The sequence below is a fragment of the Micromonospora noduli genome (assembly GCF_003264365.1).
In the GTDB taxonomy this organism is placed as follows: Bacteria; Actinomycetota; Actinomycetes; order Mycobacteriales; family Micromonosporaceae; genus Micromonospora; species Micromonospora noduli.
Map to the genome: position 1 here is coordinate 24,439 of NZ_PYAK01000045.1, position 24,604 is coordinate 49,042.

At 70.2% G+C, this 24,604-nt stretch carries 22 protein-coding genes, 1 tRNA gene and 1 pseudogene; 14 read left to right on the forward strand and 10 right to left on the reverse strand.

Going from position 1 to position 24,604, the window contains the following annotated elements:
* Positions 1-114: 114 nt before the first annotated feature.
* On the reverse strand, positions 115-1,125 hold the full coding sequence (locus tag GUI43_RS25405) for an LLM class flavin-dependent oxidoreductase (RefSeq protein ID WP_181541919.1): 1,011 nt from the start codon (positions 1,123-1,125) through the stop codon (positions 115-117).
* 72 nt (positions 1,126-1,197) lie between these two features.
* Positions 1,198-1,677, reverse strand: coding sequence for an Lrp/AsnC family transcriptional regulator (locus tag GUI43_RS25410; protein WP_112582687.1), 480 nt, complete (start codon positions 1,675-1,677; stop codon positions 1,198-1,200).
* 83 nt (positions 1,678-1,760) lie between these two features.
* On the opposite strand from GUI43_RS25410, the gene GUI43_RS25415 reads away from it, so the two are divergent.
* Positions 1,761-2,939 (forward strand): trans-sulfuration enzyme family protein, encoded by a 1,179-nt coding sequence (locus tag GUI43_RS25415; protein WP_112699964.1) that lies wholly within the window; start codon positions 1,761-1,763, stop codon positions 2,937-2,939.
* 3 nt (positions 2,940-2,942) lie between these two features.
* Here GUI43_RS25415 and GUI43_RS25420 read toward each other — a convergent pair whose 3' ends face one another.
* The 3 genes from GUI43_RS25420 to GUI43_RS25430 all read right to left on the reverse strand — a co-directional run bounded on the left by GUI43_RS25420 (position 2,943) and on the right by GUI43_RS25430 (position 4,546).
* A complete protein-coding gene (locus tag GUI43_RS25420) occupies positions 2,943-3,593 on the reverse strand; it encodes an NAD-dependent epimerase/dehydratase family protein (protein ID WP_112699965.1) in 651 nt (216 codons plus the stop codon).
* An 89-nt stretch (positions 3,594-3,682) separates the two neighbouring features.
* Positions 3,683-4,366, reverse strand: a complete 684-nt coding sequence (locus tag GUI43_RS25425) for a transcriptional regulator (protein WP_225855345.1) — start codon at positions 4,364-4,366, stop codon at positions 3,683-3,685.
* A gap of 97 nt (positions 4,367-4,463) precedes the next feature.
* Positions 4,464-4,546 (reverse strand) — tRNA-Leu (locus GUI43_RS25430).
* A gap of 83 nt (positions 4,547-4,629) precedes the next feature.
* Between GUI43_RS25430 and GUI43_RS25435 the strand changes: the two genes are divergently transcribed.
* The 11 genes from GUI43_RS25435 (at position 4,630) to polA (ending at position 17,083) form a co-directional block, all read left to right on the forward strand.
* Complete coding sequence (locus GUI43_RS25435; RefSeq protein WP_112582684.1) at positions 4,630-5,250, forward strand: ANTAR domain-containing response regulator; 621 nt, start codon at positions 4,630-4,632, stop codon at positions 5,248-5,250.
* Positions 5,251-5,263: 13 nt separating this feature from the next.
* Positions 5,264-6,436 (forward strand): Kelch repeat-containing protein, encoded by a 1,173-nt coding sequence (locus tag GUI43_RS25440; RefSeq protein ID WP_112699966.1) that lies wholly within the window; start codon positions 5,264-5,266, stop codon positions 6,434-6,436.
* A 257-nt stretch (positions 6,437-6,693) separates the two neighbouring features.
* Positions 6,694-7,854 carry a branched-chain amino acid ABC transporter substrate-binding protein gene (locus tag GUI43_RS25445; RefSeq protein ID WP_112582682.1) on the forward strand — a complete coding sequence of 387 codons (1,161 nt, stop codon included), beginning with the start codon at positions 6,694-6,696 and terminating at the stop codon, positions 7,852-7,854.
* A 109-nt stretch (positions 7,855-7,963) separates the two neighbouring features.
* Entirely contained in the window at positions 7,964-8,914 is a 951-nt protein-coding gene (locus GUI43_RS25450; RefSeq protein ID WP_112582681.1) for a branched-chain amino acid ABC transporter permease, read from the forward strand.
* Entirely contained in the window at positions 8,911-10,020 is a 1,110-nt protein-coding gene (locus GUI43_RS25455; RefSeq protein ID WP_112582680.1) for a branched-chain amino acid ABC transporter permease, read from the forward strand. The genes GUI43_RS25450 and GUI43_RS25455 overlap by 4 nt, the downstream gene beginning before the upstream one ends.
* 46 nt (positions 10,021-10,066) lie before the next feature.
* Positions 10,067-10,858: an ABC transporter ATP-binding protein gene (locus GUI43_RS25460; protein WP_167457740.1), complete on the forward strand. Its 792-nt coding sequence runs from the start codon at positions 10,067-10,069 to the stop codon at positions 10,856-10,858.
* Positions 10,848-11,558 carry an ABC transporter ATP-binding protein gene (locus GUI43_RS25465; protein ID WP_091407914.1) on the forward strand — a complete coding sequence of 237 codons (711 nt, stop codon included), beginning with the start codon at positions 10,848-10,850 and terminating at the stop codon, positions 11,556-11,558. Before GUI43_RS25460 ends, GUI43_RS25465 begins: the two co-directional genes overlap by 11 nt.
* A gap of 37 nt (positions 11,559-11,595) precedes the next feature.
* Positions 11,596-12,507, forward strand: coding sequence for an ABC transporter substrate-binding protein (locus GUI43_RS25470; RefSeq protein ID WP_112582678.1), 912 nt, complete (start codon positions 11,596-11,598; stop codon positions 12,505-12,507).
* A 3-nt stretch (positions 12,508-12,510) separates the two neighbouring features.
* Positions 12,511-13,488 (forward strand): amino acid ABC transporter permease, encoded by a 978-nt coding sequence (locus GUI43_RS25475; RefSeq protein ID WP_112582677.1) that lies wholly within the window; start codon positions 12,511-12,513, stop codon positions 13,486-13,488.
* Positions 13,488-14,294, forward strand: a complete 807-nt coding sequence (locus GUI43_RS25480) for an amino acid ABC transporter ATP-binding protein (protein ID WP_112602942.1) — start codon at positions 13,488-13,490, stop codon at positions 14,292-14,294. The genes GUI43_RS25475 and GUI43_RS25480 overlap by 1 nt, the downstream gene beginning before the upstream one ends.
* Positions 14,295-14,383: 89 nt before the next feature.
* Positions 14,384-17,083: a DNA polymerase I gene (gene polA / locus GUI43_RS25485; protein ID WP_112699967.1), complete on the forward strand. Its 2,700-nt coding sequence runs from the start codon at positions 14,384-14,386 to the stop codon at positions 17,081-17,083.
* A 176-nt stretch (positions 17,084-17,259) separates the two neighbouring features.
* Here the strand turns inward: polA and GUI43_RS25490 are convergent.
* From GUI43_RS25490 to GUI43_RS25505, 4 genes and pseudogenes are all read right to left on the reverse strand, one after another.
* Positions 17,260-17,604 (reverse strand): annotated as a pseudogene (locus GUI43_RS25490) (DUF3140 domain-containing protein); the annotation flags it as partial.
* Positions 17,591-17,809 carry a hypervirulence associated TUDOR domain-containing protein gene (locus tag GUI43_RS25495; RefSeq protein ID WP_112582673.1) on the reverse strand — a complete coding sequence of 73 codons (219 nt, stop codon included), beginning with the start codon at positions 17,807-17,809 and terminating at the stop codon, positions 17,591-17,593. The pseudogene GUI43_RS25490 and the gene GUI43_RS25495, both read right to left, overlap by 14 nt.
* Positions 17,810-17,845: 36 nt before the next feature.
* Positions 17,846-18,397 (reverse strand): Uma2 family endonuclease, encoded by a 552-nt coding sequence (locus tag GUI43_RS25500; protein WP_112602946.1) that lies wholly within the window; start codon positions 18,395-18,397, stop codon positions 17,846-17,848.
* A 108-nt stretch (positions 18,398-18,505) separates the two neighbouring features.
* The gene (locus GUI43_RS25505) at positions 18,506-19,312 is read right to left on the reverse strand and encodes a class I SAM-dependent methyltransferase (protein WP_112582671.1); all 807 of its coding nucleotides are present in this window, start codon (positions 19,310-19,312) and stop codon (positions 18,506-18,508) included.
* 408 nt (positions 19,313-19,720) lie between these two features.
* On the opposite strand from GUI43_RS25505, the gene rpsA reads away from it, so the two are divergent.
* Together rpsA and coaE are read left to right on the forward strand one after the other, a co-directional pair.
* On the forward strand, positions 19,721-21,232 hold the full coding sequence (rpsA, locus tag GUI43_RS25510) for a 30S ribosomal protein S1 (RefSeq protein ID WP_112582670.1): 1,512 nt from the start codon (positions 19,721-19,723) through the stop codon (positions 21,230-21,232).
* Between the two features lie 459 nt (positions 21,233-21,691).
* Complete coding sequence (gene coaE / locus GUI43_RS25515) at positions 21,692-22,873, forward strand: dephospho-CoA kinase (protein WP_112699968.1); 1,182 nt, start codon at positions 21,692-21,694, stop codon at positions 22,871-22,873.
* 8 nt (positions 22,874-22,881) lie between these two features.
* Here coaE and GUI43_RS33995 read toward each other — a convergent pair.
* Positions 22,882-24,604 (reverse strand): hypothetical protein (locus GUI43_RS33995; protein WP_112699969.1); only part of this gene is annotated, 1,723 nt, incomplete at its 5' end.

Consider the following 24,604-nt stretch of genomic DNA (forward strand, 5'->3'; position numbering starts at 1 on the left):
GCGCCACACCGCGGCATTCCCAACCCGTCCCGACCGGGAATGCCGTACCACCACCGGCACCAACATTAGGCACCGTCCGGGTCGGCGGGGTGACGCTGACGTGAAGATCGTGTTTCACGCGCCCTGGCGTAGACCGCCCGCCACCTGCTCGGCGATCAATTCGTACGACCGCACCCGGTCCTGCACGTCGTACACCAGAGTGGTCAGCATCAGCTCGTCCGCGCCGGTGCGCTCCACCAGGTCGGTCAGCTGCCGACGCACCGTCTCCGGCGAGCCCATCGCCTGGCCGTCACGGCGCGCCACGACGAACTCCCGCTCGATCTCCGAGTACGGGTAGGCCGCCGCCTCGTCGGGCGTGGACAGCGGCTCCGGCCGCCCGGAGCGCAACTTCAAGAACGACAGGGCGCTCGGCCCGGCCAACCATTCGGCCCGCTCGTCGGTCTCCGCGCACACGGCGTTGACCGCCACCATCGCGTACGGCTTGTCCAGCCACTGCGACGGCCGGAAGTTCTGCCGGTACAGGGCCAACGCCGGCAGCGTGTTCTGCGAGCTGAAGTGGTGCGCGAAGGAGAACGGCAGACCGAGCAGACCGGCGAGCTGGGCGCTGAAACCGCTGGAGCCCAACAGCCACACGGCCGGCTGCTCACCGCGGCCCGGCGTGGCGATGATCTGCCCCGGCTTCTCCCCGCTGAAGTAGTTCATCAGGTCCGTCAGCTCACGCGGGAACCCCTCCGCCGACAGGCCCTCCATGGTGCGCCGCAACGCCAGCGCGGTCACCTGGTCGGTGCCCGGCGCCCGCCCGATGCCCAGGTCGATCCGACCGGGGTGCAGCGCCTCCAGGGTGCCGAACTGCTCGGCCACCACCAGCGGCGCGTGGTTGGGCAGCATCACCCCGCCCGACCCCAGTCGGATCGTCGAGGTGTTCGCCGCCAGGTGCGCCAGCAGCACCGCGGGGGCGGAGCTGGCGATCGCCGGCATGTTGTGGTGCTCGGCCACCCAGAACCGGTGGTAGCCCAACTCCTCGGTGCGGCGGGCCAACTCGGTGGTGGCCTGCAACGCCGCGCCAGCGGTGGTGCCCTTGGCGACCGGGGCAAGATCAAGAACAGACAACGGTACGGTGATCACACGGTCAGCCAACCCGTCACCGACCGGCTTTGTTCCAGCATGCGGGTTTTCGTCGGCCACCTCACCCGCCGCTCAGCCCATCCCGCGCGCCTGCTCGAAGATCAGACTGGTCTGCGTGTGCTGCACCACCGGGTCCACAGCCAGGTGGTCCAGCACGAAGTCCCGCAACGCGTCGCCGGACGCCGCCCGCACATGCAGCACGTAGTCCTCCGCGCCGGCCACGTGGAACACCGACACCACCCCCGGCAGTCGCACCGACCGGGCCCGGAACGCGTCCACCGCCGCCCGCTCGTGCGCTGTCAACCGCACCGACACCAACGCCTGCAACGGCAGACCGAGCGCCGCCGGATCCACCTCGGCATGAAAACCACGGATCGCACCACGCTCGCGCAGCGCCCGGGTACGCGTCAGGCACGTCGACGGCGCCACACCCACCCGCTCGGCGAGGGCGTTGTTCGGCAGCCGGCCATCCGCCGCCAGTTCGGTCAGGATCGCGCGGTCCACCTCATCCAGGGCCGGGTACGGCCGCAGATCATTCGGCTCAGGGGGCATTGCGCCATCCTCGCCCGAATTCAACACGAGAACCAGCCCGATTCGCAGAATCATCTGCCGAATCGTTGCCCAACAGTCACCGGATGTTCGACGCTACCGCCATGACAACGATGGACACCCGGGCCGTTCACGCCGGCCGCGACGATCTGCGCACCCTCGGCGTGCACGTACCACCCATCGATCTGTCGACCACCAACCCGCTGCCCTCCGTCGACGACGGCGGCGCCGCGTACGAGCAACTCGCCACCGGCGGCACCCTCCCCGCCGACGGCGGCGCCGTCTACCAACGGCTCTGGAACCCCACCGTCGCGCGCTTCGAAACCGCCCTCGCCGAGCTGGAAGGCACCGCCCAGGCCGTCGCCTTCGCCAGCGGAATGGCCGCCCTCACCGCCACACTGCTCGCCGCCGCCCGCGACGACCGCCGACACGTCGTCGCCGTCCGACCCCTCTACGGCGGCACCGACCACGTCCTCGCCACCGGCCTGCTCGGCACCACAGTCACCTGGACGCGCCCCGACGAGGTCGCCGACGCCATCCGCCCCGACACCGCACTCGTCATCGTCGAGACACCCGCCAACCCGACCCTCGACCTGGTCGACATCGCCGCCCTCGCCGCCGCGGCCGGCGACATCCCACTGCTGGTCGACAACACCGTCGCCACCCCCGTACTGCAACAACCCGCCCGACACGGCGCCACCCTCGTCCTGCACAGCGCCACCAAGAGCATCGGCGGACACGGCGACGTCCTCGCCGGCGTCGTCGCCTGCGACGAAACCTGGGCGGTACGCCTACGCCAGGTCCGCGCGGTCACCGGCGCGATCCTGCACCCCCTCGGCGGCTACCTGCTGCACCGCGGCCTGCAAACCCTGCCGCTGCGGGTCCGCGCCCAACAGGCCACCGCCGAGAAACTCGCCGGCTGGCTCGCCGACCACCCCGCCGTACACCGGGTGCACCACCCCTCGGTGCACGACCCGGCGGCGCTGGTCGGGCGGCAGATGTCCGGACCCGGCAGCCTGCTCGCCTTCGAGGTACGCGGCGGCGCGCCCGCCGCGGCCGCCGTCGCCGGCGCCTGCCACCTCATCACCCACGCGGTGTCCCTCGGCGGCGTCGACACCCTCATCCAGCACCCCGCCTCGCTCACCCACCGGCCGGTCGAGGGCGACGCCAAACCCGCTGCCGCCCTGCTGCGCCTCTCGGTCGGCCTCGAAGACCCCGAAGACCTGCGCGCCGACCTGGCCCACGCCCTCGACACGATCGCCTGACCCTCAGCGCAGCTCGCGGTTGCCCAACACCCGCACCGGCGAACCCTCCCGAGCGACCCGCAACATTGCCCGACCGATCCCGTCGGTAGTGGTGACCTGATTCGGCAGCAACCGACGCAGCACCGGAAACAGCGGACGGGTGACCGCGTACCCGAACCGGTACCACCGCGTCTTCGACACGGCCCCGTACGTCGGCTGGATGAACCCCGGCCGCGCCGCGTAACCGTTGGGCAGCAGATCCATTATCGCGTTCTCGGCACGCCCCTTGACCCGCGCCCACATCACCCGACCCTGACCCGACGAATCGGTCCCCTGGCCCGAGACGTAGACGAAGGTGACCTGCGGGCTCACCTGCGCGAACAACCGCGCCGCCGCCATCGGGTAGTCGTAGCTGACCCGCGTGTACGCGGCCTCATCCAGACCCAATGAGGACACCCCCAGGCAGTAGAAGCACGCGTCCACATCGGTCAACTCGGCCCGCACCGCGTCCAACTCGCCCACGTCAGCGACCGTCAGCTCCCGCAGCTTCGGATCCCGCGCACCGGTCGACCGCCGACCGACCGTCAGCACCTCCCGCACGTCATCGGCGAGCAGGCACTCGCGCAACACGCCCTGACCGACCATCCCGGTCGCACCGAAGACAACCACCCGCATCAGATCGCACCCCTGTCGCCGCCACTGCCACCGGCCATCCGGCCGCGCGTCAGCCAGGCTGCCACGCTCGGCGTGTTCCGCGGAACCGGTCAGGACTTGGGGCCGACGTGCCGGTCCAGCGTGGCGACGGCCTCGCGTCGCGCCACCGACAGCGAGTTGCGCCGGTTCATCCGCCAAGCGACGCCGAGCAGGTCGAGGCTCCACTGGCAGAGCCGCATGATGTCGGCCGACTCGTTGACGAACATGTAGCGCGGGTAGACGTACGCCTTCCCGCGCACCGTCACCCGGTTGGCGATGCGACAGCCGTCGGAGTGGAACAGTCCACGCAGGAAGTCGCCGGGGTGTCGTTCGAGGATCGGTCGCTGCCAGTCGGCCAGGACGATCGGTCGCTCGTGCTTCTTACCTGGGCCGTGCTGGGGGAGTAGGCAGGGCCAGTGGGTGCCGTAGCTCTGCACGCCGACGCAACCCTGTTTCTGGACCCGTTGCACCTTCGACGCCAGCACGGCTCGCATGGCCATGTCGCACGCCTCAATCAACCCGGGCCACCCATCGGAACAGTAGATGCGCAACACCGGAACACGCGCCGTCGTCACCAGGTGGCCGTCGCCCAGGTAGAGACCGAGCAGGTAGGCGTAGGCGGCGGGGTCGGTCGGATTCTGGACATCCGGCCGGCACCGGAAGCACCGTAGCTCCGTGCCGCGCTTCACCGCGTCGGGTCGATCGACGCACCAGTGCCAGACCGTGGCATACGGCAACGAGAGCGTGCGAGCCACGGAGTGGACGGTGTGTCCGCGTGCGCGGAGGGCGCGGGCTCGTGCCCGTAGCTGAGGTGGGTGCACCCGCATATCATCGAACAGCTGTATGACAAGGTGCCGGGAGCGGGATTCGAACCCGCAAGCCCTTTCGGGCAGAAGTGTTTGAGACTTCCGTGTATGCCGTTCCACCATCCCGGCGGGTGGCGCCTACTGTACCCGACTACTCTCATGCGGGAGCATGGGTGGTAGCCGTGCAGTGATCGATGGTGGGGGTAGGGCTGGTGGCTGAGATGCCGACGGATGCCGAGCGTAGGCGCGTACTGATCGCCGAGGACGAGGCGCTGATCCGGCTGGACCTCGCCGAGATGCTGGTCGAAGAGGGTTACGAGGTGGTGGGGGAGGCCGGTGACGGCGAGACAGCCGTACGCCTCGCCGAGGAGCTGAAGCCCGACCTCGTCATCCTCGACATCAAGATGCCGATCATGGACGGGCTGGCCGCCGCCGAGCGCATCGCCGGTGCCCGGATCGCCCCGGTGATCATTCTGACCGCGTTCAGCCAGCGTGATCTGGTGGAGCGGGCGCGGGCGGCGGGCGCCATGGCGTACCTGGTGAAGCCCTTCCAGAAGAGCGACCTGGTCCCGGCGGTGGAGATCGCGCTGTCGCGTTACTCGGAGGTCGCGGCCCTGGAGGCGGAGGTCGCGAGCCTGACCGACCGCCTGGAGATCCGTAAGTCGGTGGAGCGCGCCAAGGGCGCGTTGATGACCACGTACGGGATGACCGAGCCGCAGGCGTTCAAGTGGATCCAGCGCACGGCGATGGACCACCGGATGACCATGAAAGAGGTTGCCGAGCGGATCCTCGCGGAGACCGCCGGCGGCGAGGTGACCCTCCCGGCGCCCTGACCGGCATCGATCCGTGTCGCGACGGGTGGGGGCAGTGCTCGGCGTTCTCGCCGTGCTGGTGGCCGCCGCCTGTGAGTCCTCTGCCTGTCCCGACTGTGCGGAGCCGCTACCGGTCCGGCCGGCCTGGCAGTCGGTGGTCCTGCCGGACACGCCGGGTGTGCCGGGTCGACCGGTGGTGCGCGACGCCGCCGCCTGTGCCGGCCGGTGGTACGTGGTCGGCGGCGTGGTCGATCTGGCCGGGGAGACCCGCCCGGCTGCCTGGAGCAGCGCGGACGCCAATTCCTGGGTGCCGCTGCCGACGGCGCCAGTGACGTTCTACGGCCAGCAGCACGTGCTCTCCGCGGCGGCCTGCCGGGACGGACGGCTGGCGGCGGTCGGGGCGAAGAGCGGCGGCGCGCACGGCAATCCTCGCACCGGCACCTGGAGGCAGGCGTCGGACGGCACGCTGCACGAGGTGGACGCGCCCTTCGAGCGGTACGCCGGGCCGCGCGCGGTCAACGTGGCCCGGCTGGCGGCGGGGCCGCAGGGCTGGTTGATCGCCGGTAGTCGGATCGACGGTGCGGCGGCCTGGATCTCCCCGGACGCGGCCGGGTTCGCGCTGGTGGAGGGCGCACCAGAGCTGGCCGGCGACGAGCGGGGGCGGACGGCGGCGTACGACGCGGTCGCCGTGCCGTCGGGCTGGCTGATGGTGGGTGCGCTGCTGCCGCCCGGGGGTACCGCGCTGGCGCCGCTGGCCTGGTCTTCGACGGACGGCCGGAGCTGGCAGCGGGCCGCCCTGCCGGTGGTGGAGGGGCGGGGGCAGGCGCAACGGGTGGCGGTGCTTGGCGACGTGCCGGTGGCGGTCGGGCCGGTGCGGGCTGGATTCGTCAGTTGGCGGCTGACCACGCAGGGCTGGCGGCCGGCGGGCGGATTCGGGGCGGCCGGACCAGGTGTGGCGTCGGCGGCCGGGTTGGTGGCCGTCGGGCAGAGGTTGGTGGCGGTGACGAGGGACGGGGAGCGTCACGCACTGTGGCTCTCGGTCGATGTGGGCGACTCATGGCGGCCGATGATCATGCCGCGGCCGGTACCGGACAGCGGAGACACCGCGGTCGCGGTGACCTCGACGGGAGATCGACTGCTGTTGGTGACGGACGATGGGAAAACGTCGCGTGCCTGGTGGGCGGGGGTGTCAGACCTTGATCGGTAGCTGACGGAAGCCCGTTGGCCGGTGCCGACGAAACAAAGGTGAAAATGCTTCACGGCCGAAGGTTCTTACAGGGATCGTTTCCAATCGGCCACGGCGTGTAACGGTTCGGTCAACCCGCTCGCTTGGGGCTTACGTCACAGCTCCACGGTGGGATAACGTCCGGCCCCAGACCGGCGACGACGGTCTGGTTCGTCCGCCCCCGCAAGGGCCAATAGCCAGCGGGTGGTTCGGACCATGGGACGAGGAGGGTTCGGGCCTTGAGGCAAAAGCTCGCGCGCGTTATCGGTGGGGTCGCCATGCTGGCGCTCGTCGCCGGCGGAACCGCATGCTCCAGTGGCGACGATGCGGCAGGCGGGGGCGGTGACGCCTGCGGCAGCAAGATCGCATTCTTCGGCGCGCTGACCGGCAGCTCGGCCGCGCTCGGCATCAACGAGAACAACGGTGTCAAGCTCGCCGTCGACAAGTACAACAAGGAAAACGCCGACTGCAAGGTCGAGCTGGCCTCCCTGGACTCGCAGGGCAGCCCCGACCAGGCGCCTGGTCTGGCGCAGAAGGCAATCGACGACACCAAGATCCTTGGCGTCGTCGGCCCGGCCTACTCGGGTGAGTCCGAGGCCGCCGGCCCGCTGTTCAACGAGGCCGGCCTGGTGGCCATCACCGCGTCCGCGACCCGGCCCAGCCTGGCCGAGCAGAAGTGGAAGACCTTCTTCCGCGCGGTCGGCAACGACTTCAGCCAGGGCCCGGCGGCTGGCAACTACATCAAGAACGTGATGAAGGCCGACAAGGTCTACGTCATCGACGACCAGTCCGCGTACGGTGCCGGCCTGGCCGACGAGGTCAAGAAGGTGCTCGGCTCGGCGGTTGTCGGCTCGGACAAGGTCCAGGGCGAGGGCAAGCAGACCGAGTTCTCCGGCGTGGTCACCAAGGTCAAGGCCGCCAACGTGAAGGCGATCTTCTACGGCGGTTACTACCAGGAGGCCGGCCTGATCCGTAAGCAGCTCACCGCTGCCGGGGTCACCGCGCCGCTGGTCGCCGGCGACGGCGTCAACGACGGTGCGTACATCACCTCCGCTGGTCAGGCGGCGGCCGAGGGCACCATCCTCACCTGCCCGTGCCAGCCGGCCGCTGAGGCCCGAGGCACCTTCGTGCAGGAGTTCAAGGCGCTCAACGGCACCGACCCGGGCACCTACAGCGACACCGCCTACGACGCGGCGAACATCCTGCTGGCCGGTATCAAGGCTGGCAAGACCACCCGTGAGAGCCTGCTGGAGTTCGTGAAGGGCTACAGCGGCGAGGGTGTCGCGGCGAGCTACAAGTTCACCGAGACCGGCGAGCTGGACCCGGCTCAGGTCAAGGTCTGGGCCTTCAAGGTCACCGGCGGCAAGGTTGTCCCGGACCAGGAGATCCCGAAGTCCTGATGTTGGTCGCTGCTTCGGCGATTGAGTTGTGATCGCGGGTGCGGCCGGGAGCTGCTCGCTCCCGGCCGCACCCCAATTTTCTCTCCAGACGTGATGGAGCGTCCCTCCCTTGGACTTCAATGGACTGTTCTCCAACTTCGGGGAACTCACCACGACCGGCCTGACCCAGGGCGCGATCTACGCCCTGGTCGCGCTCGGCTACACGCTGGTCTACGGCGTGCTGAGACTCATCAACTTCGCTCACTCCGAGGTCTTCATCGCCGGCGCGTTCGCGGCGATCTGGACCTGGAACGGCTTTGGACTCGACCAGAACTCACAGGTCAGCGGGGTTGGATCGATCCTGTTCTACCTGCTGGTGGCGATGATCGTCGCCGCCATCGCTTCGGCGGGCACCGCGACGGTGATCGAGCGGGTGGCGTACCGGCCGTTGCGTAAGCGCAACGCCCCGCCGCTTGCCTTCCTGATCACCGCGATCGGCGCCTCGATCGCGATCTCCGAGGCCTTCGGCATCTGGACCCGCCGACTGCCGGAGGGCGCGCCCAGTCTGGTGAGCAGCAAACCGCTGTTCCACCTCTTCGGCGTGCCGATCGACTCGGTGCAACTGCTGACGATCGGCGCGGCGCTGTTGATGATGGTCCTGCTGGACCTCTTCATCAACCGCAGCCGCACGGGCCGGGGCATCCGGGCCGTGGCCCAGGACGCCAACACCGCCGCGCTGATGGGTGTGAACAAGGACCGGATCATCCTGATGGTCTTCATTACCGGTGGTGCGATGGCCGGCGTGGCCGGTCTGCTCTACGACGTGCGGATCCAGACCCTGACCTACAGCGTCGGCTTCCTGCTGGGACTCAAGGCATTCACCGCCGCGGTGCTGGGTGGTATCGGCAACCTGCGCGGCGCGCTGATCGGTGGCCTGCTGCTGGGCGTGGTGGAGAACTACGCCGCCGGTCTGTTCGGCAGTCAGTGGAAGGACTTTGCTGCCTTCGCGGTGCTGGTGGTGCTGCTGATGTTCCGGCCGACCGGTCTGCTGGGCGAATCGCTGGGGAGGGCACGGGCATGACGACCGTCCTGGAGAGGGTGCGTTCCGGCCGCGAGGCGGCCGGAGAACGGTGGCGTGGCGCGCCGCGCTGGGTGCGCTGGGCGCTGCTGGTCGCGGTGATCGCGTTCTTCTACGCGCTGCCGAACAAGGAGTTCTACCAGTATCTCGGGCCGATCCCGACCCCCGGTGCGAACTTCACGCAGGTGCTGTTCACCGTCTCGATCTACGTGCTGCTGGCCGTCGGGTTGAACATCGTGGTCGGTTTCGCCGGCCTGCTCGACCTGGGCTACTTCGGCTTCTTCGCCGTCGGCGCGTACACCGTCGCGGTGCTGACCTCGCCGAGCAGCAACCTCAAGACGCTCTGGCCGTGGCTGCTCGTGGTGCCGCTGGCGATCGGGCTGACCATGCTCTCGGGTGTGATGCTCGGTACGCCGACGCTGCGTCTGCGCGGTGACTACCTGGCGATCGTGACGCTCGGCTTCGCCGAGATGATCCGGATCGCCGCGGTCAGCTCGGAGTTCCTCAAGGGCCAGCGGGGTTTCAACCAGATCCCGCACCCGCCCGGCAAGTACGCCGACGGCAAGCCGTTCTTCGGCGTGCTGGACGCCCGGCCGTACTACTGGCTGGTGCTCACGCTGATCATCCTCGTGGTGATCGGTGTACGGAACCTGACGCACAGTCGGGTCGGTCGGGCCTGGATCTCGATCCGGGAGGACGAGGACGCCGCGCAGCTGATGGGCGTGCCGACGTTCAAGTTCAAGCTCTGGGCGTTCGCCTCGGGTGCCGCGATCGCCGGCCTGGCCGGCGCACTCTTCGCGGGTAAGCAGAACTTCGTCAACTCGCAGAACTTCGAGCTGCTCAACTCGATCATCATCCTGGCGGCGGTGATCTTCGGTGGTTCGGGCAACATCGTCGGCGCGATCGTCGGCGGTGGCCTGGTGGCGTACATGATCGAGCGGTTCCGCGGCATTGAGCTGTTCGGCGTGGAGCTGTACGAGTACCGGTTCCTGATCTTCGGTCTGGTCCTCGTGGTGATGATGATCTTCCGGCCGGAGGGCCTGATTCCGAACCGACGACGGGCGGCGGAGTTCAAAGACCGTCGCAAGGAGGTGATCGTCGGTGAGTGACACCGATCAGACGCCGGCTGTTCCGGCGCAGGCCGGCGCGCCGGCGATGGAGGCGGTCCCCAGCCGGGAGCCGCTGCTGGAGGTCGACGACGTCACGCTGCGCTTCGGCGGCGTGGTCGCGCTCGACAACGTCAACTTCACCCTCTACAAGGGGGAGATCCTCGGGCTGATCGGCCCGAACGGCGCTGGCAAGACCACCTGCTTCAACGCGATGACCGGCATCTACCAGCCCACCACGGGTGAGATCCGGTTCCGTGGCGGCAAGATCAGCGGGAAGAAGCGCCACCAGATCACTCAAATGGGTATGGCCCGGACGTTCCAGAACATCCGCCTGTTCCCGGAGATGACCGCCCTGGAGAACGTCCAGGTCGGCGCGGACGCGCACCACAAGACCAGCGTGCTCTCCGCTCTGTTCCGGTTGCCTCGGCACCGGCGCGAGGAGCGCGAGGGACGGGAGAAGGCCGAGCGGCTGCTGGAGTTCGTCGGCATCCGGCACCGGCTGCACGAGTTCGCCCGCAACCTCTCCTACGGGGAGCAGCGGCGGTTGGAGATCGCCCGGGCGCTGGCCACCGATCCGGTGCTGCTCTGCCTGGACGAGCCGGCCGCCGGCTTCAACCCGGCGGAGAAGGAGGAGCTGCTCCAGCTCATCCGGCAGGTCCGGGACACCGGCGTGACCGTGCTGCTGATCGAGCACGACATGCGCCTGGTCATGGGCGTCACTGACCGGATCGTCGTGCTGGAGTTCGGAAAGAAGATCGCCGAGGGGCTGCCCGCCGAGGTGCGGGACAACCCGAAGGTGGTCGCGGCGTACCTGGGGGTGCCGGACGATGTTGCTTGAGATCGACGATGTGAGCCTGCTCTACGGGCGGATCCAGGCGTTGCACGGCATCAGCCTGACCGTGGCCGAGGGTGAGATCGTCGCGCTGATCGGCGCCAACGGCGCCGGGAAGTCGACCACCATGCGGGCCATCTCCGGGATTCGGCCGATCGCCACCGGCAGCATTCGCTTCGAGGGCGAGGACATCTCCAAGCTCCGAGCGGACCTGCGGGTCCGGCGAGGGCTCTGCCAGGCGCCCGAGGGCCGGGGGATCTTCCCCGGCATGTCGGTTCTCGAGAATCTGGACATGGGGGCGTACACCCGGCGCGACCGTGCCGGGATCGCCGAGGACCTGGCCCGGGTGCTCGACCTCTTCCCCAGGCTGGCGGAGCGACGTAAGCAGGCCGGAGGTACCCTTTCCGGCGGCGAGCAGCAGATGCTGGCTGTCGGTAGGGCGTTGATGAGCCGGCCCAAGCTGCTGTTGCTCGACGAGCCCTCGATGGGGTTGGCGCCAATGCTGATCCAACAGATCTTCGACATCATCAAGGAGATCAACGAGCAGGGCACCACTGTCCTGTTGGTGGAGCAGAACGCCCAGCAGGCGCTGGCCCGAGCGCACCGGGCGTACGTGCTCGAGACCGGCAAGATCGTCAAGACCGGAACCGGCGCCGAGCTGTTGCACGACCCGGCGGTCAAAGAGGCATACCTCGGCGTGGCCTGAGCGGCCGTCACACCCCTCACGCAAGGAGTGCAGAGACATGTTCAATACCAACGGTGCCCGCCGGGCGGCGCTCGGTGCCGCCAGCGCGGCGCTGATCGCCCTCTCGCTGACGGCGTGTGGGGAGAAGGAGAACAGCGGCACGCCCGGTGCCGGTCCGACCGTCACGGCGGCGGCCGACTCGGCGCTGGCCGGGAAGGTGCCCGACGCCATCAAGGCCGACGGTGTGATCAAGGTCGGCACCGACTCGACGTACGCCCCGGCGGAGTTCCTCGACGCCGACGGCAAGACGGTGGTCGGCTTCGACGTCGAGCTGTTCAACGCGGTGGCGCAGAAGCTCGGTCTCAAGGCCGAGTACGAGTCGGCGCCCTTCGACGCGATCCTGCCCGGTGTCGACTCTGCCAAGTACGAGATCGGCGTGTCGTCGTTCACGATCAACGCCGAGCGGCTCAAGAGCGTCAACATGGTGAGCTACTTCTCCGCCGGCACCCAGTGGGTGACCAAGGCCGGCAACGCGGCCAAGATCGACATTGAGAACGCCTGCGGCAAGAAGATCGCCGTGCAGACCGGCACCGTGCAGTTCGACGACATCACCGCCCGGTCGAAGAAGTGCACCACCGGCGGCAAGCCGGCGATCACCATCGACCAGTACCAGGCGCAGAGCGACGCCACGGCCGCCGTGTTCAGCGGCAAGAACGACGCCATGCTGGCCGACTCCCCGGTCGGGGCGTACGCGGTGAAGCAGAGCAACGGCTCGTTGGAACTGGTCGGCGAGATCTACGAGTCCGCCCCGTACGGCTACGCCGTCAAGAAGGACCAGACCGTCTTCGCCGAGGTGCTCAAGGAGGCCGTCCAAGCGGTCATCGCTGACGGCTCGTACCAGACCGCGTTGAAGAAGTGGGGCGTCGAGGGCGGCGCCATCACCTCCTCGGCGCTGAACCCCGCCAACTGACGCATGTCGTCGGAAACGGACACAACCGAACGGGCACGGCCGGAACCCATCCAGGCCGTGCCCGTCCGGCATCCTGGGCGTTGGGTAGCGGTCGCCGTGATCGGGGTGCTGGTGGCCATGTTCGTCCACCTGCTGGTGACGAACAAGGCGTTCAACTGGGCGTTCATGGTCGACGAGATGTTCCGGCCGCCGATCATGGAGGGTCTGCGCGGCACGCTCGCGCTGACCGTGCTCGCGATGGTGATCGGCGTCAGTCTCGGCGTTGTCGTCGCCATCATGCGGTTGTCGGAGAACCCGATCCTGCGGGGCGTCTCCTGGGCGTACACCTGGTTCTTCCGAGCGGTGCCCCGGCTGGTGCTGGCGATCCTCTTCGGCAACCTCGGCATCCTCTGGGCCCGGATCGAGTTCGGGCTCCCGTTCGATCGGCAGATCGGCGCGCTCTTCGGCGTCGACGACTTCGAGGCACGTCTGTTCGGCTTCTCCGCGCTGGAGATCCTCACGGGATTCGTCGCCGGCATGCTGGCGCTCGGGCTCTCCGAGGCGGCGTACATGGCCGAGATCGTTCGGGCCGGGATCCAGTCGGTGGACGAGGGGCAGACCGAGGCGGCGCAGGCGCTGGGCCTGAGCCGCACCCAGATCCTGCGCCGCATCGTGCTGCCGCAGGCGATGCGGGTGATCATCCCGCCGACCGGCAACGAGACCATCGCGATGCTCAAGGACACCTCGCTGGTGGCCTTCGTGCCGGTCTCCACCGAGCTGTTCTTCCAGCTCAAGGCCGTGGGTAACCGGACCTTCCAGGTCTTCCCGATGTACGTGGCGGCCTGCCTGTGGTACTTGCTGCTGACCAGCGTGCTGCTCGTCGGGCAGTACTACCTGGAGCGGCACTTCTCCAAGGGGTTCGGCAAGAGCGCCCAAGCGAAGATCAGGCTGCGCGGGATCACCGCGGAGGCCGGCGGTAGCGCGAGCGAGGCGGGTCGGTGATGACGCAGGTGACGACACCGGCGGGGGCCGCGGGAACGGCCGACGACGGCGTGATGGTCCGCGCTGAGCAGGTGCACAAGTCGTTCGGGTCGGTAGAGGTGCTCAAGGGCATCGACCTGGAGGTCCGCAGCGGGGAGGTCTGCTGTCTGCTCGGGCCCTCCGGCTCGGGCAAGTCGACGTTCCTGCGCTGCATCAACCATCTGGAGAAGATCAACGCCGGCCGGATCCGGGTGGACGGCGAGCTGATCGGTTACCGGGAACGCGGCGGCAAGCTGCACGAGATGCGGGAGAAGGAGATCGCCACCCAGCGCCGCGCGATCGGCATGGTGTTCCAGCGGTTCAACCTCTTTCCGCACATGACCGCCCTGCAGAACGTCGCCGAGGCGCCGGTGCTGTCGGGCCGGGAGCGCAAGGCCGCCGCCCGGGACCGGGCCGCCGCGCTGCTCCAGCGGGTCGGGCTCGGCGACAAGCTGGGCAGCTACCCTGGGCAGCTCTCCGGCGGGCAGCAGCAGCGGGTGGCCATCGCCCGGGCGTTGGCGATGCAGCCGAAGCTGATGCTCTTCGACGAGCCCACCAGCGCGCTGGACCCGGAACTGGTCGGCGAGGTGCTCGACGTGATGAAGGACCTGGCCCGCGACGGCATGACGATGATCGTGGTGACCCATGAGATCGGCTTCGCCCGTGAGGTCGGCGACTCGCTGATCTTCATGGACGACGGCGTAGTGGTGGAGTCCGGCGCGCCGCGCGAGGTCATCGCCAACCCCCGGCACGACCGGACGAAGGCGTTCCTGGCCAAGGTGCTCTGAGTCGTACCCGGCGCGGCCGTTCCGAACGGCCGCGCCGGGCGTCGTGCCGGTGTCCCGTCCTGTCGTAGCGGCGGGCTAGAGTCGCTGCCGTGACAGCTACGACACCGCGCCTGCTTCTCGTTGACGGACATTCCATGGCATACCGGGCGTTCTTCGCCCTGCCTGTGGAAAACTTCTCCACCACGACGGGGCAGCCGACCAACGCGGTGTACGGCTTCACCTCGATGCTGATCAACGTGCTGCGCGACGAGCAGCCCACCCACATCGTCGTGGCCTTCGACGTCTCCCGCCACTCCTTCCGCACCGACAAGTACGCCGAGTACAAGGCCGGCCGCAGCGAGACCCCGACCGACTTCAAGGGCCAGGTCAGCCTGGTCAAGGAGGTCCTGGCCGCGCTGCAGATCCCGGTGGTGGAGAAAGAGGGCTTCGAGGCCGACGACGTCATCGCCACGCTCGCCTGCCAGGCCCGCGACCAGGGCATGTCGGTGCTGATCAGCAGCGGTGACCGCGACGCGTTCCAGCTGGTCGACGATCAGATCACCGTCCTCTACCCGCGTAAGGGCGTCTCCGACCTGGCCCGGATGGACCCGGCGGCGATCGAGGCGAAGTACGGCGTTCCGCCACAGCAGTACCGGGACCTCGCCGCGCTGGTCGGCGAGACCAGTGACAACCTGCCCGGCATCCCGGGCGTCGGCCCGAAGACCGCGGCCAAGTGGATCACCACGTACGGCGGGGTGGAGGGCGTGATCGCCCGGGCCGACGAGATCAAGGGCAAGGCCGGCGACAGCCTGCGGGAGCGGCTCGCCGACGTGATCCGCAACTACGAGATCAACTGTCTCGTCTCCGACCTGGAGCTGCCGCTGCGCCCGGAGGAGACCCGCTGGACGGGTTGGGACCGGGAGGCGGTGCACCAGGTCTTCGACACCCTGGAGTTCCGCATCCTGCGCGACCGTCTCTACCAGTACCTGGAGGCGGTCGAGCCGGAGGCCGAGTCCGGCTTCGACCTCACCGGCGAGGTGCTCACCGAGCCCGGTGCGCTGGCCGGGTGGCTGACCACGCACGTTCCGAGCGGCACCCCGGTCGGGTTGGCGGTCAAACTCGACACCGGCCCCAACCGCCGGCACACCGCCTCGATCACCGGTCTCGCGCTGGCCACCGCCGGCGGCGCCGCTGCCTGGGTCGACCCGGCGCAGCTCGACCCGACCGACGAGGGTGCCCTGGCCGGCTGGTTGGCCGACGCGCAGCGCCCCAAGGTGCTGCACGACAGCAAGCCGGCCGTGCTGGCCTGCGCCGCGCACGGCTGGCAGCTCGCCGGCATCGTCCGGGACACCCAGATCGCCGCGTACCTGGCCCGCCCCGACCAGCGGTCCTACGACCTGACCGACCTGGCGCTGCGCTACCTGCACCGGGAGCTGCGGGTGGACGTCCCGGAGTCCGGCCAGCTCACCCTCGACGGCCTCGGCGACGAAGGGGTTGTCGAGCAGAATCTGATGCTCCAGGCCCGTGCCACCCTCGACCTGGCCGACGCGATCGACGCCGAGCTGTCCCGCGACGGCGAGCAGTCCGCCCGGCTGATGGCCGGCGTGGAGCTGCCCCTGATGCGGGTGCTGGCCACCATGGAGAGCACCGGCATCGCCGCCGACACCCACTATCTCTCCGAGCTGGAGGCCCACTTCGCCGCCGAGGTGAAGGCCGCCGCGCAGGGCGCGTACGAGGCGGTGGGTCGGGAGTTCAACCTCGGCTCGCCCAAGCAGTTGCAGGAGATCCTCTTCACCGAGCTGGGTCTGCCGAAGACCAAGAAGATCAAGACGGGCTACACCACCGACGCCGACGCCCTGCAGTGGCTCTACGTGCAGCAGCCCCACCCGGTGCTGGCCCACCTGCTGCGCCACCGGGACGTGGCCAAGCTCAAGTCGACAGTCGACGGGCTGCTCAAGTCGGTCTCCGACGACGGGCGGATCCACACCACCTTCAACCAGACGGTGGCGGCCACCGGTCGGCTCTCCTCCACCGAGCCCAACCTGCAGAACATCCCGATCCGTACCGAGGAGGGTCGTCGGATCCGGCGGGCCTTCGTGGTGGGGGAGGGCTACGAGAGTCTGCTCACCGCCGACTACAGCCAGATCGAGATGCGCATCATGGCGCACCTCAGCTCGGACGACGCGCTGATCGACGCGTTCAACTCCGGCGCCGACTTCCACGCCGCCACCGCCTCGTCGGTCTTCGGGGTGCCGCTCGACGAGGTCACGCCCGACCAGCGCCGCAAGATCAAGGCCATGAACTACGGCCTGGCGTACGGCCTGAGCGCCTTCGGCCTGTCCCAACAGCTCAGCATCAGCACCGAAGAGGCGCGCGGGCTGATGGAGAACTACTTCGCCGGCTTCGGCGGGGTGCGCGACTACCTCCAGCAGGTGGTCGCCCGGGCCCGCCAGGACGGCTACACCTCCACCATCCTCGGCCGACGCCGCTACCTGCCCGACCTGGTCAGCGACAACCGGCAGCGCCGTGACATCGCGGAGCGGATGGCGCTCAACGCCCCCATCCAGGGCTCCGCCGCCGACATCATCAAGGTGGCGATGCTGCACGTCGACACCGCGCTGCGCGAGGCTGGGCTGGGCTCACGGATGCTGTTGCAGGTGCACGACGAACTGGTCTTCGAGGTCGCCCCGGGTGAGCGGGAGTCGTTGGAGGCCCTGGTCCGGCGGGAGATGGGCGAGGCTTACCCGTTGTCGGTGCCGCTGGAGGTGTCGGTCGGTCTGGGCCGGGACTGGAACAGCGCCGATCACTGATCGTTTCTTGGTGGTTGCGGTGTGGGGGTTCCGGGGCAGCCCGACCCACTCCGGGCGGTCAGGCTTGATCCCTGCGTGGGTCGGGCTGCCCCGGAACCCCTGACCGGGTCGATCTTGCCGCGGCCGTTGGCGTTGTGGATAAGGGCCGTCGCCCTGGTTCTGATCGTGGCCGGCTACTTCAGGGGGTCGTGGCCCCAGTTCATGAGGGACCAGCGCCACTTGGTGTCGCGGACGTTGCCGGAGGGGCGCTGCGCCATGTGCCGGCGTACGTAGCCGACGACCTTGCGCATGTGCTTGTAGTCGCCGTCAGAGAGGTCACCGCGTTTGCGGCGGAGCAGGTTGATGATCTTCCGCCCGGATTCGTGCCCGACGGACTCGCCACCACCAGCACGACCGCCCTTGTGCCAGCCGACCTGCTTCGACTCGTCGGTCTCCAGCCACGTGGACAGCTCACCGGGCTTCATGTTCACCGCTTCGGTGAACTCCCGGTAAGTGTCCCGGCCGTCGTCACCTCTGCTCATGACGCAGCGCCTCGGGGCGGTGGGCCACGTCGCGACCCGTGCCGTCGCTGCGGACCCGGTACTGCGGGTCGTCGGGGGCCGCGTTCACGGCCCGCCCGCGGATCCGCGTCCGCTCGGTGATCGTCCCCCGCACCACGCCGTACGCGCGGCTGCCGTGGGCCGACCAGGAGACATGGTCGCCCTTGTGGAATCTCTGTCCGGCCATGGTCCTCGGCTACCCGAGGCGGCCCGGGCGAAACGACTACGGGGTGATCTCGGCGACCGGCAGCTTGATGTCGAACGGCTCGGTCAGCTCGATCACGTCGGCACCGTCGGCGACCAGTTCGTACTGCCGCTCACCGCCCGGGCCCACCCGGTCGCCGATCCGGTACGCGTACACGTGCACCGGGTCCTGCTCGATCCGCCAGTAGAACGGGATGCCGGCGGCGGCGTACTCACCCGGCTTCGCGAACCGGTCGATCCGCCGCGTGCCGGGCGAAACGATCTCCACGGCGAGCACGACATCTTCCGGTCGCAGAGTGGACCGGGAGGGAGCCACGTCGGCCCGCCGTAGGAGCACGTCCGGCTGCCGGCTGGTATTGGGACTCAGTCCGACTCCGACGGCCTGGACGACCCGAAGATCGGCCGGCACGTGTTGCAGCAGCCAGTGCGCTAGCAACAGCGAGATGTCTTGATGGCCCAGGGTGGGGGAGGGTGTCACCTGGACAACTCCGTCGACGAGTTCGACGCGGGGGGCGTCGTCCGGCAGGCTGAGCAGGTCCTCCAGCGTGTAGTCGGCACGCTGCTGCCGCATCGGGTCCGGACACCAGGGGCCAGGTGATGTCGGGATGGGCTCGGCGCTCATGGACACGAGCCTACCGGCGATCGATGGCTCGCACGTCGGACAACGCGTGCGGCGCGCTCATCCGGCGGGCTTCTCGGTGACGAAGATGGCGGTGCCGGGGAAGAGCCGTCCGCGCAGCGGGCTCCACTGCCCCCAGATCCCCTCGTGCCCCTCCGGCCACTCCGGCTCCACCAGGTCCAACAGCCGGAACCCGGCACCGACCAGCTCGCGGATCCGGTCGCCGAGGGTGCGGTGCTGCTCGACGTAGGTGGCCACGCCGCCCTCGTCCTGCTCCACGTACGGGGAGCGGTCGAAGTACGAGTGCACGGCCGTCAGGCCGCCCTCGCCGGGGTCGTCGAGGAAGATCCACCGCATCGGGTGGGTCACCGAGAACACCCACCGGCCGCCCGGGCGCAGCACCCGGTGCACCTCGGCGAGCAGCGCCGCCGAGTCGTCCACGAAGGGGATCGCGCCGAACGCCGTGCAGGCGAGGTCGAACGACCGGTCGGCGAACGGCAGGGCGAGCGCGTCGGCCTGCACCAGCGGTACGCGTACCCCCGTGCGGTCGGCGGCCTCGGCGGCGTGCCGCAACATGCCGGCGGACAGGTCGAAGGCGACCGGCCGGGCGCCCTGGGTGGCGAGCCAGCGGGCGGCGGCCGCGGCGCCGGCGCCCACCTCCAGCACCCGCCGCCCCGACACGTCGCCGAGCAGCCGGGCGTCGGCCTCGCGCAGGCCCTCCGGGCACCACACGAAGTCCACGTCGCCGAGGAACGCGCCGTGTTCGGCCTGGTAGTCGTCGGCGTCGGTGTCCCACCAGCCGCGGTTGGCGCGCCGGGCCTCGGCGTCACCCACCCGGCGCCGGGTAACCCGGCTGTCGTCATCCACGCGCTCACGCTAGGCCCCACCCACCCCATTGGGTACGGCGGCGCGCGTCCACGATCTGCGCGACCCCTCGCGCGGGCCGGGTGGTGCGCGCCGGCGGGGGGCGGGAGGGGCTGCTGTGACGCAGGAGACAGCAGGGGTGTTTTCCGGGCGATTGTTCGGCTTTCGCAGGTCATCGCACGAAGAGAACCCGGGAGGGCTTGCACGCTGTGGTAATGCGCACGGTAGGCTAGACGATGCGCTCGCGGATCGCGTTGCCTCGGCAGGGAGCAGGTGCGCGGTCGACGGAGCCACATCATGATCTCACTAGGCGATCGTTCGGTGTGCCCGGCGACGGATCCGCTGGCGCGAACAGGTCACTGCGACACACCAGCCTGCTGTGACAACCCACCGACCGGAGCAACCGCCCACATGACGAGCAGCATCGAGGCCCCCTCGAGCGCCACCCGGGTCACCCACGACGATCTCGGTTCCGAGGAGGCATTCCTCGCCGCGATCGACGAGACCATCAAGTACTTCAACGACGGCGACATTGTCGAAGGCACCGTCGTCAAGGTCGATCGGGACGAGGTCCTGCTCGACATCGGCTACAAGACCGAGGGTGTCATCCCCTCTCGGGAGTTGTCGATCAAGCACGACGTGGACCCCGCCGAGGTTGTGACGGTTGGCGACCACATCGAGGCCCTGGTCCTCCAGAAGGAGGACAAGGAGGGTCGTCTGATCCTCTCCAAGAAGCGGGCGCAGTACGAGCGGGCCTGGGGCACGATCGAGAAGATCAAGGACGAGGACGGCGTCGTCCGCGGTTCGGTCATCGAGGTGGTCAAGGGCGGCCTCATCCTCGACATCGGGCTGCGCGGCTTCCTGCCCGCGTCCCTGGTCGAGATGCGTCGTGTGCGCGACCTGCAGCCGTACGTCGGGCGGGAGCTCGAGGCCAAGATCATCGAGCTGGACAAGAACCGCAACAACGTGGTCCTGTCCCGCCGGGCCTGGCTGGAGCAGACGCAGTCCGAGGTGCGCACCGAGTTCCTCAACAAGCTGCAGAAGGGCCAGGTCCGCAAGGGCGTCGTGTCCTCGATCGTCAACTTCGGCGCCTTCGTGGACCTGGGCGGCGTCGACGGTCTGGTGCACGTCTCCGAGCTGTCCTGGAAGCACATCGACCACCCGTCCGAGGTCGTCGAGGTGGGCCAGGAGGTCGAGGTCGAGGTCCTGGACGTCGACCTGGACCGCGAGCGGGTCTCGCTGTCGCTGAAGGCGACCCAGGAAGACCCGTGGCGGCAGTTCGCCCGCACCCACGCGATCCAGCAGATCGTGCCGGGTAAGGTCACCAAGCTGGTTCCGTTCGGTGCGTTCGTCCGCGTGGACGACGGCATCGAGGGCCTGGTCCACATCTCCGAGCTGGCCGAGCGCCACGTGGAGATCCCGGAGCAGGTCGTCCAGGTTGGCTCCGAGGTCATGGTCAAGGTCATCGACATCGACCTTGAGCGCCGCCGGATCTCGCTGTCGCTCAAGCAGGCCAACGAGGGCTTCGTCGAGGGCGAGGAGCACTTCGACCCGACCCTCTACGGCATGGCCGCGACGTACGACACCGAGGGCAACTACATCTACCCCGAGGGCTTCGACCCGGAGACGGGCGAGTGGCTCGAGGGGTACGACAAGCAGCGCGAGACCTGGGAGAACCAGTACGCCGAGGCTCGTCTGCGCTGGGAGGCCCACACCAAGCAGGTGCAGACCTCTCGGGCCGCCGACGCCGAGGCTGCCGCCAACCCGACTCCGGCCGTTCCGGCCGCTGGCGGCGGCGGTGGCGGTGGCACCACCTCCTCGTCCAGCCCGGCCCCGAGCCGGCAGGCCGAGGAGCCGGCCGGCACGCTGGCCACCGACGAGGCGCTCGCCGCACTGCGGGAGAAGCTCGCCGGCGGTAAGTGACCCGCTGAACGACGACGGGCCCCGTCCCCGCGATCTCCGGATCGCTGGGGGCGGGGCCCTCGCCGTACCCGCCGTGCCCCGCACTCGCCGCGGGCGCTGCGTGCAGGGCGGCGCGAGTTGCGGGGGCCGCGAGTCGCGGGTGCCGGGTGCCCCAGGCGAGTTGCGGGCGTGGTGCGCGGAGTCCGGGGCGCTGTGGCGGCCGCGGTGGGCCCGGCGGCCGGTGCGGACCGCCAAGATCGTGCTCGATCCATGATGTAGGGGCCTCCCGGACGCCGCACACCACTACTTCCTGGTTCGAGCACGATCTTGGCGCGGGGCGCGGGGCGCGGGGCGCGGGGCGCGGGGCGCGGGGGCGCGGGGGCGGTCGCGGTCGCGGCCCGAGGTGGTGGGGTGGTTTGGGAGGCCGCCGGGCCGTGGGTGGGTTTGGCGGCGGGCTTGTCGATCCGGTTGACTGTTCGGGTGCTGAGGGTGGGGTTGACCGGCGGGATCGGGTCAGGCAAGAGCGCGGTGGCCGCGCGGCTCGTCGAGCGGGGTGCGGTGCTGATTGACGCCGACCGGGTGGCCCGGGAGGTGGTGGCGCCGGGTACGGACGGCCTGGCCGAGATCGCCGCCGCCTTCTCCGACTCGGTGGTGGACGCCGACGGCGCACTGGACCGTGCCGCACTGGGAGCTGTGGTGTTCGCCGACGAGACCGCCCGTCGTCGGCTGGAGGCGATCACCCACCCCCGGGTCCGGGCCCGCACCGCGGAGCTGGCGGCCGCGGCGGCACCCGACGCGATAGTCGTCAACGACGTACCGCTGCTGGTCGAGGTGGGTCTCGCGCCGACGTACCACCTGGTGGTCGTGGTGCAGACGGCCGTGTCGACCCGACTGGAGCGGCTGGCGCGCGACCGGGGGATGGGTCGCGCGGAGGCCGAGCGGAGGATCGCCGCGCAGGCCGACGACGCCCGCCGCCGGGCGGCGGCGGACGTGGTGCTGACCAACGACGGGAGCCTGGCGGCGCTGCACGACGCCGTCGACCTGCTCTGGAAGCAGCGGTTGGTGCCCTATGAGGACAACCTGCGCCAGCGGCGGGTGGTCCCGCCGGACGCGGCCGAGCTGGCCGGGGTCGACGCGAGTTGGCCGGAGCAGTACGCGCGGCTGGCCGCCCGGATCCAGCACGCCCTCGGCGCGGATGCCCTGCGGATCGATCACATCGGTTCGACGGCGGTGCCCGGCCTGGCCGCCCGGGACGTCATCGACGTGCAGGTGGCGGTCTCCAGCCTCGCCGACGCCGACGGGCCGTTGGCCGATCGGCTGGCGAACGCCGGGTTCCCACGGGTGCCGGGGCAGTGGTGGGACGACCCGCGTCCAGCCGGCCGGGGCCGCTGGGAGAAGCGGCTGCACGGCAGCGCGGACCCTGCCCGCCCGGTTCGTCTGCACGTGCGGTTGGCGGATTCGCCGGGCTGGCGGTACGCGCTGCTGATGCGCGACCACCTGCGTGCCGACCCGGATCAGCGGGCCGCGTACCTGCTGTTCAAGCGGGACCTGGTCGACGCGGCGCCGGAGGCCGGCGATTCCGGCACGGCCCGCAACCCATGGTTCGACGAGGAGTACCTGCGGGCCGAGCAGTGGGCCGCGCAGACCGGCTGGCGTCCCTGAGGCACCGGTCAGCGGGCACCGGGGCGAGGGGTCGAAGACCGAGGGGCCGAAGGCCGAGGGGTGGCGGGCCGAGGGTTGGCAGCCAGTCGGGGCACGACGGCGGGCTGGAGATCCAGGTATGCCCACGCGCCGGCGTCGGTCTGCAACTCGAGCCGGCGGAGCGACCCGTCCCGGTCGATCCAGTAACGTAGCCGCGCGTTGGCGGGACCCGATTCGATGACGTCCACGGTCCGTCCGGCGGTGACGTCCTCGCGTACCCGCACGGCCGCGCCGCGCTGCCCGACCGACCCGGCGGCGACTGCGGCGTCGACCAGCACACTCAGGTCGTCCCGGCCGGGCCGGGAGACCCGCCATCCGGCGGCCGGGGGCGGCAGCGGCGGCCGGGCCGGCGCCTCGGCGGTGCCGCCGCCGGCATCGGCCGCCGGCAGGTCCGCCCGGGCCAGACCGGCGGTGTCGCGGCGCAGCAGGGTCCGGCGGTCCGGTACGCCCAGGTCGGCGACCGCGAGGTACGCGGTACGCGCGGTCCAGCTCAACCAGCCGGCGGCCCGCAGGTTCGTGTCCGTGCCCATCGGTGCGGTCAGCGTCACCGTGGCACCGCCGTGGGCGCGAAGCCGGGCCGGCAGCCGGTCGAGCCGACGCTGCTCGGCGTCGGTCAGCGCGCGGGGCAGACCGGGGCGGCCGCCGAGTAGGTCGACCGGCCGTAGTGTCGGCCGATCCGCTCGGTTGAAGATCATCGTGACCGGTCCGGCACCGGGCAGCGGGGTCACCAGCTTGTGCAGCCGGGCGTCCTGATCGAGCCAGTACCGGGTCTGCCCGTCCGGGGCGGGCGTCGCCGCGCTGGTGGTGCCGATCGTCGTGCTGGCGGCTGGCGCGCCGGTAGGCAGTGGTGCCTGTATGACGTCGAGTGGGCCGGCCGGGACGGTCTCCCGGGCGATCCAGCGCGCCCCGTCGGGCGGTGCCGTCCGGGTCGTGGGGTCGGGGCGGTCGGCGGCGAGATCGAGGAGCAGGTCGAGCACCGGTGCCAGGTGCGCCCCGGGTGCCAGCCGGTGCAGCCGCCACCGGTCCGCCGGGGGCATCAGTGGTGGGGCGGCGGGAGTGGGCACCGCCGCCGGATCGGGCCGGATCACCAGCACCGGACCGCTCTTCTGCAACAGTCCGCGTTCGGCACCCGCTCCCGGCCCGCCCACGTCGAGGTAGAGCAGCGACCGGGACCAGTCCACCCAGCCGACCAGTTCGATGCGGGCGGCGCCGGTGCCGGCTGTGACCCGTACGCCGGCGCGCAGGTCGCGCAGGTTGGTGACCCGCACGGCGGCCAGCCGCTCGCCCTCCGCCAAGGTCAGCGGCCGGGCCGGCTCGGGCGGGTCGGGCGCCCAGCTCAACAGCCCGAGCACCAGCGCCGTCGCGGACGTCACCGCCGTCAGACCGAGCAACAGCAGCACCGTACGTCGACGACGGCCGGCCGCGGACGGCCCGGTGGTATCGGCGGCCCCGGTGGTGTCTGCGGTGTCCGGGGTGTCGTCGCGGCGGGTGGTCGCGCGGTTTCCCGCGAGGCTTCGCTCGGCGGCGGCCCGCCGTGTGTCGTCGGTCTTGCGGCCGACGGTGGCTCGGCGCGCGCCGCCGCTGGTCCGGCCGGCCGTGGGCCTGCCTCCGGTGTCGCTGGGGGTGCGGCTGGTCGCCGAGGCGCTGCCGGCCGGGCCGGTGCGGTGCCGCCCGCTGCCGGTGCCCGGGTCG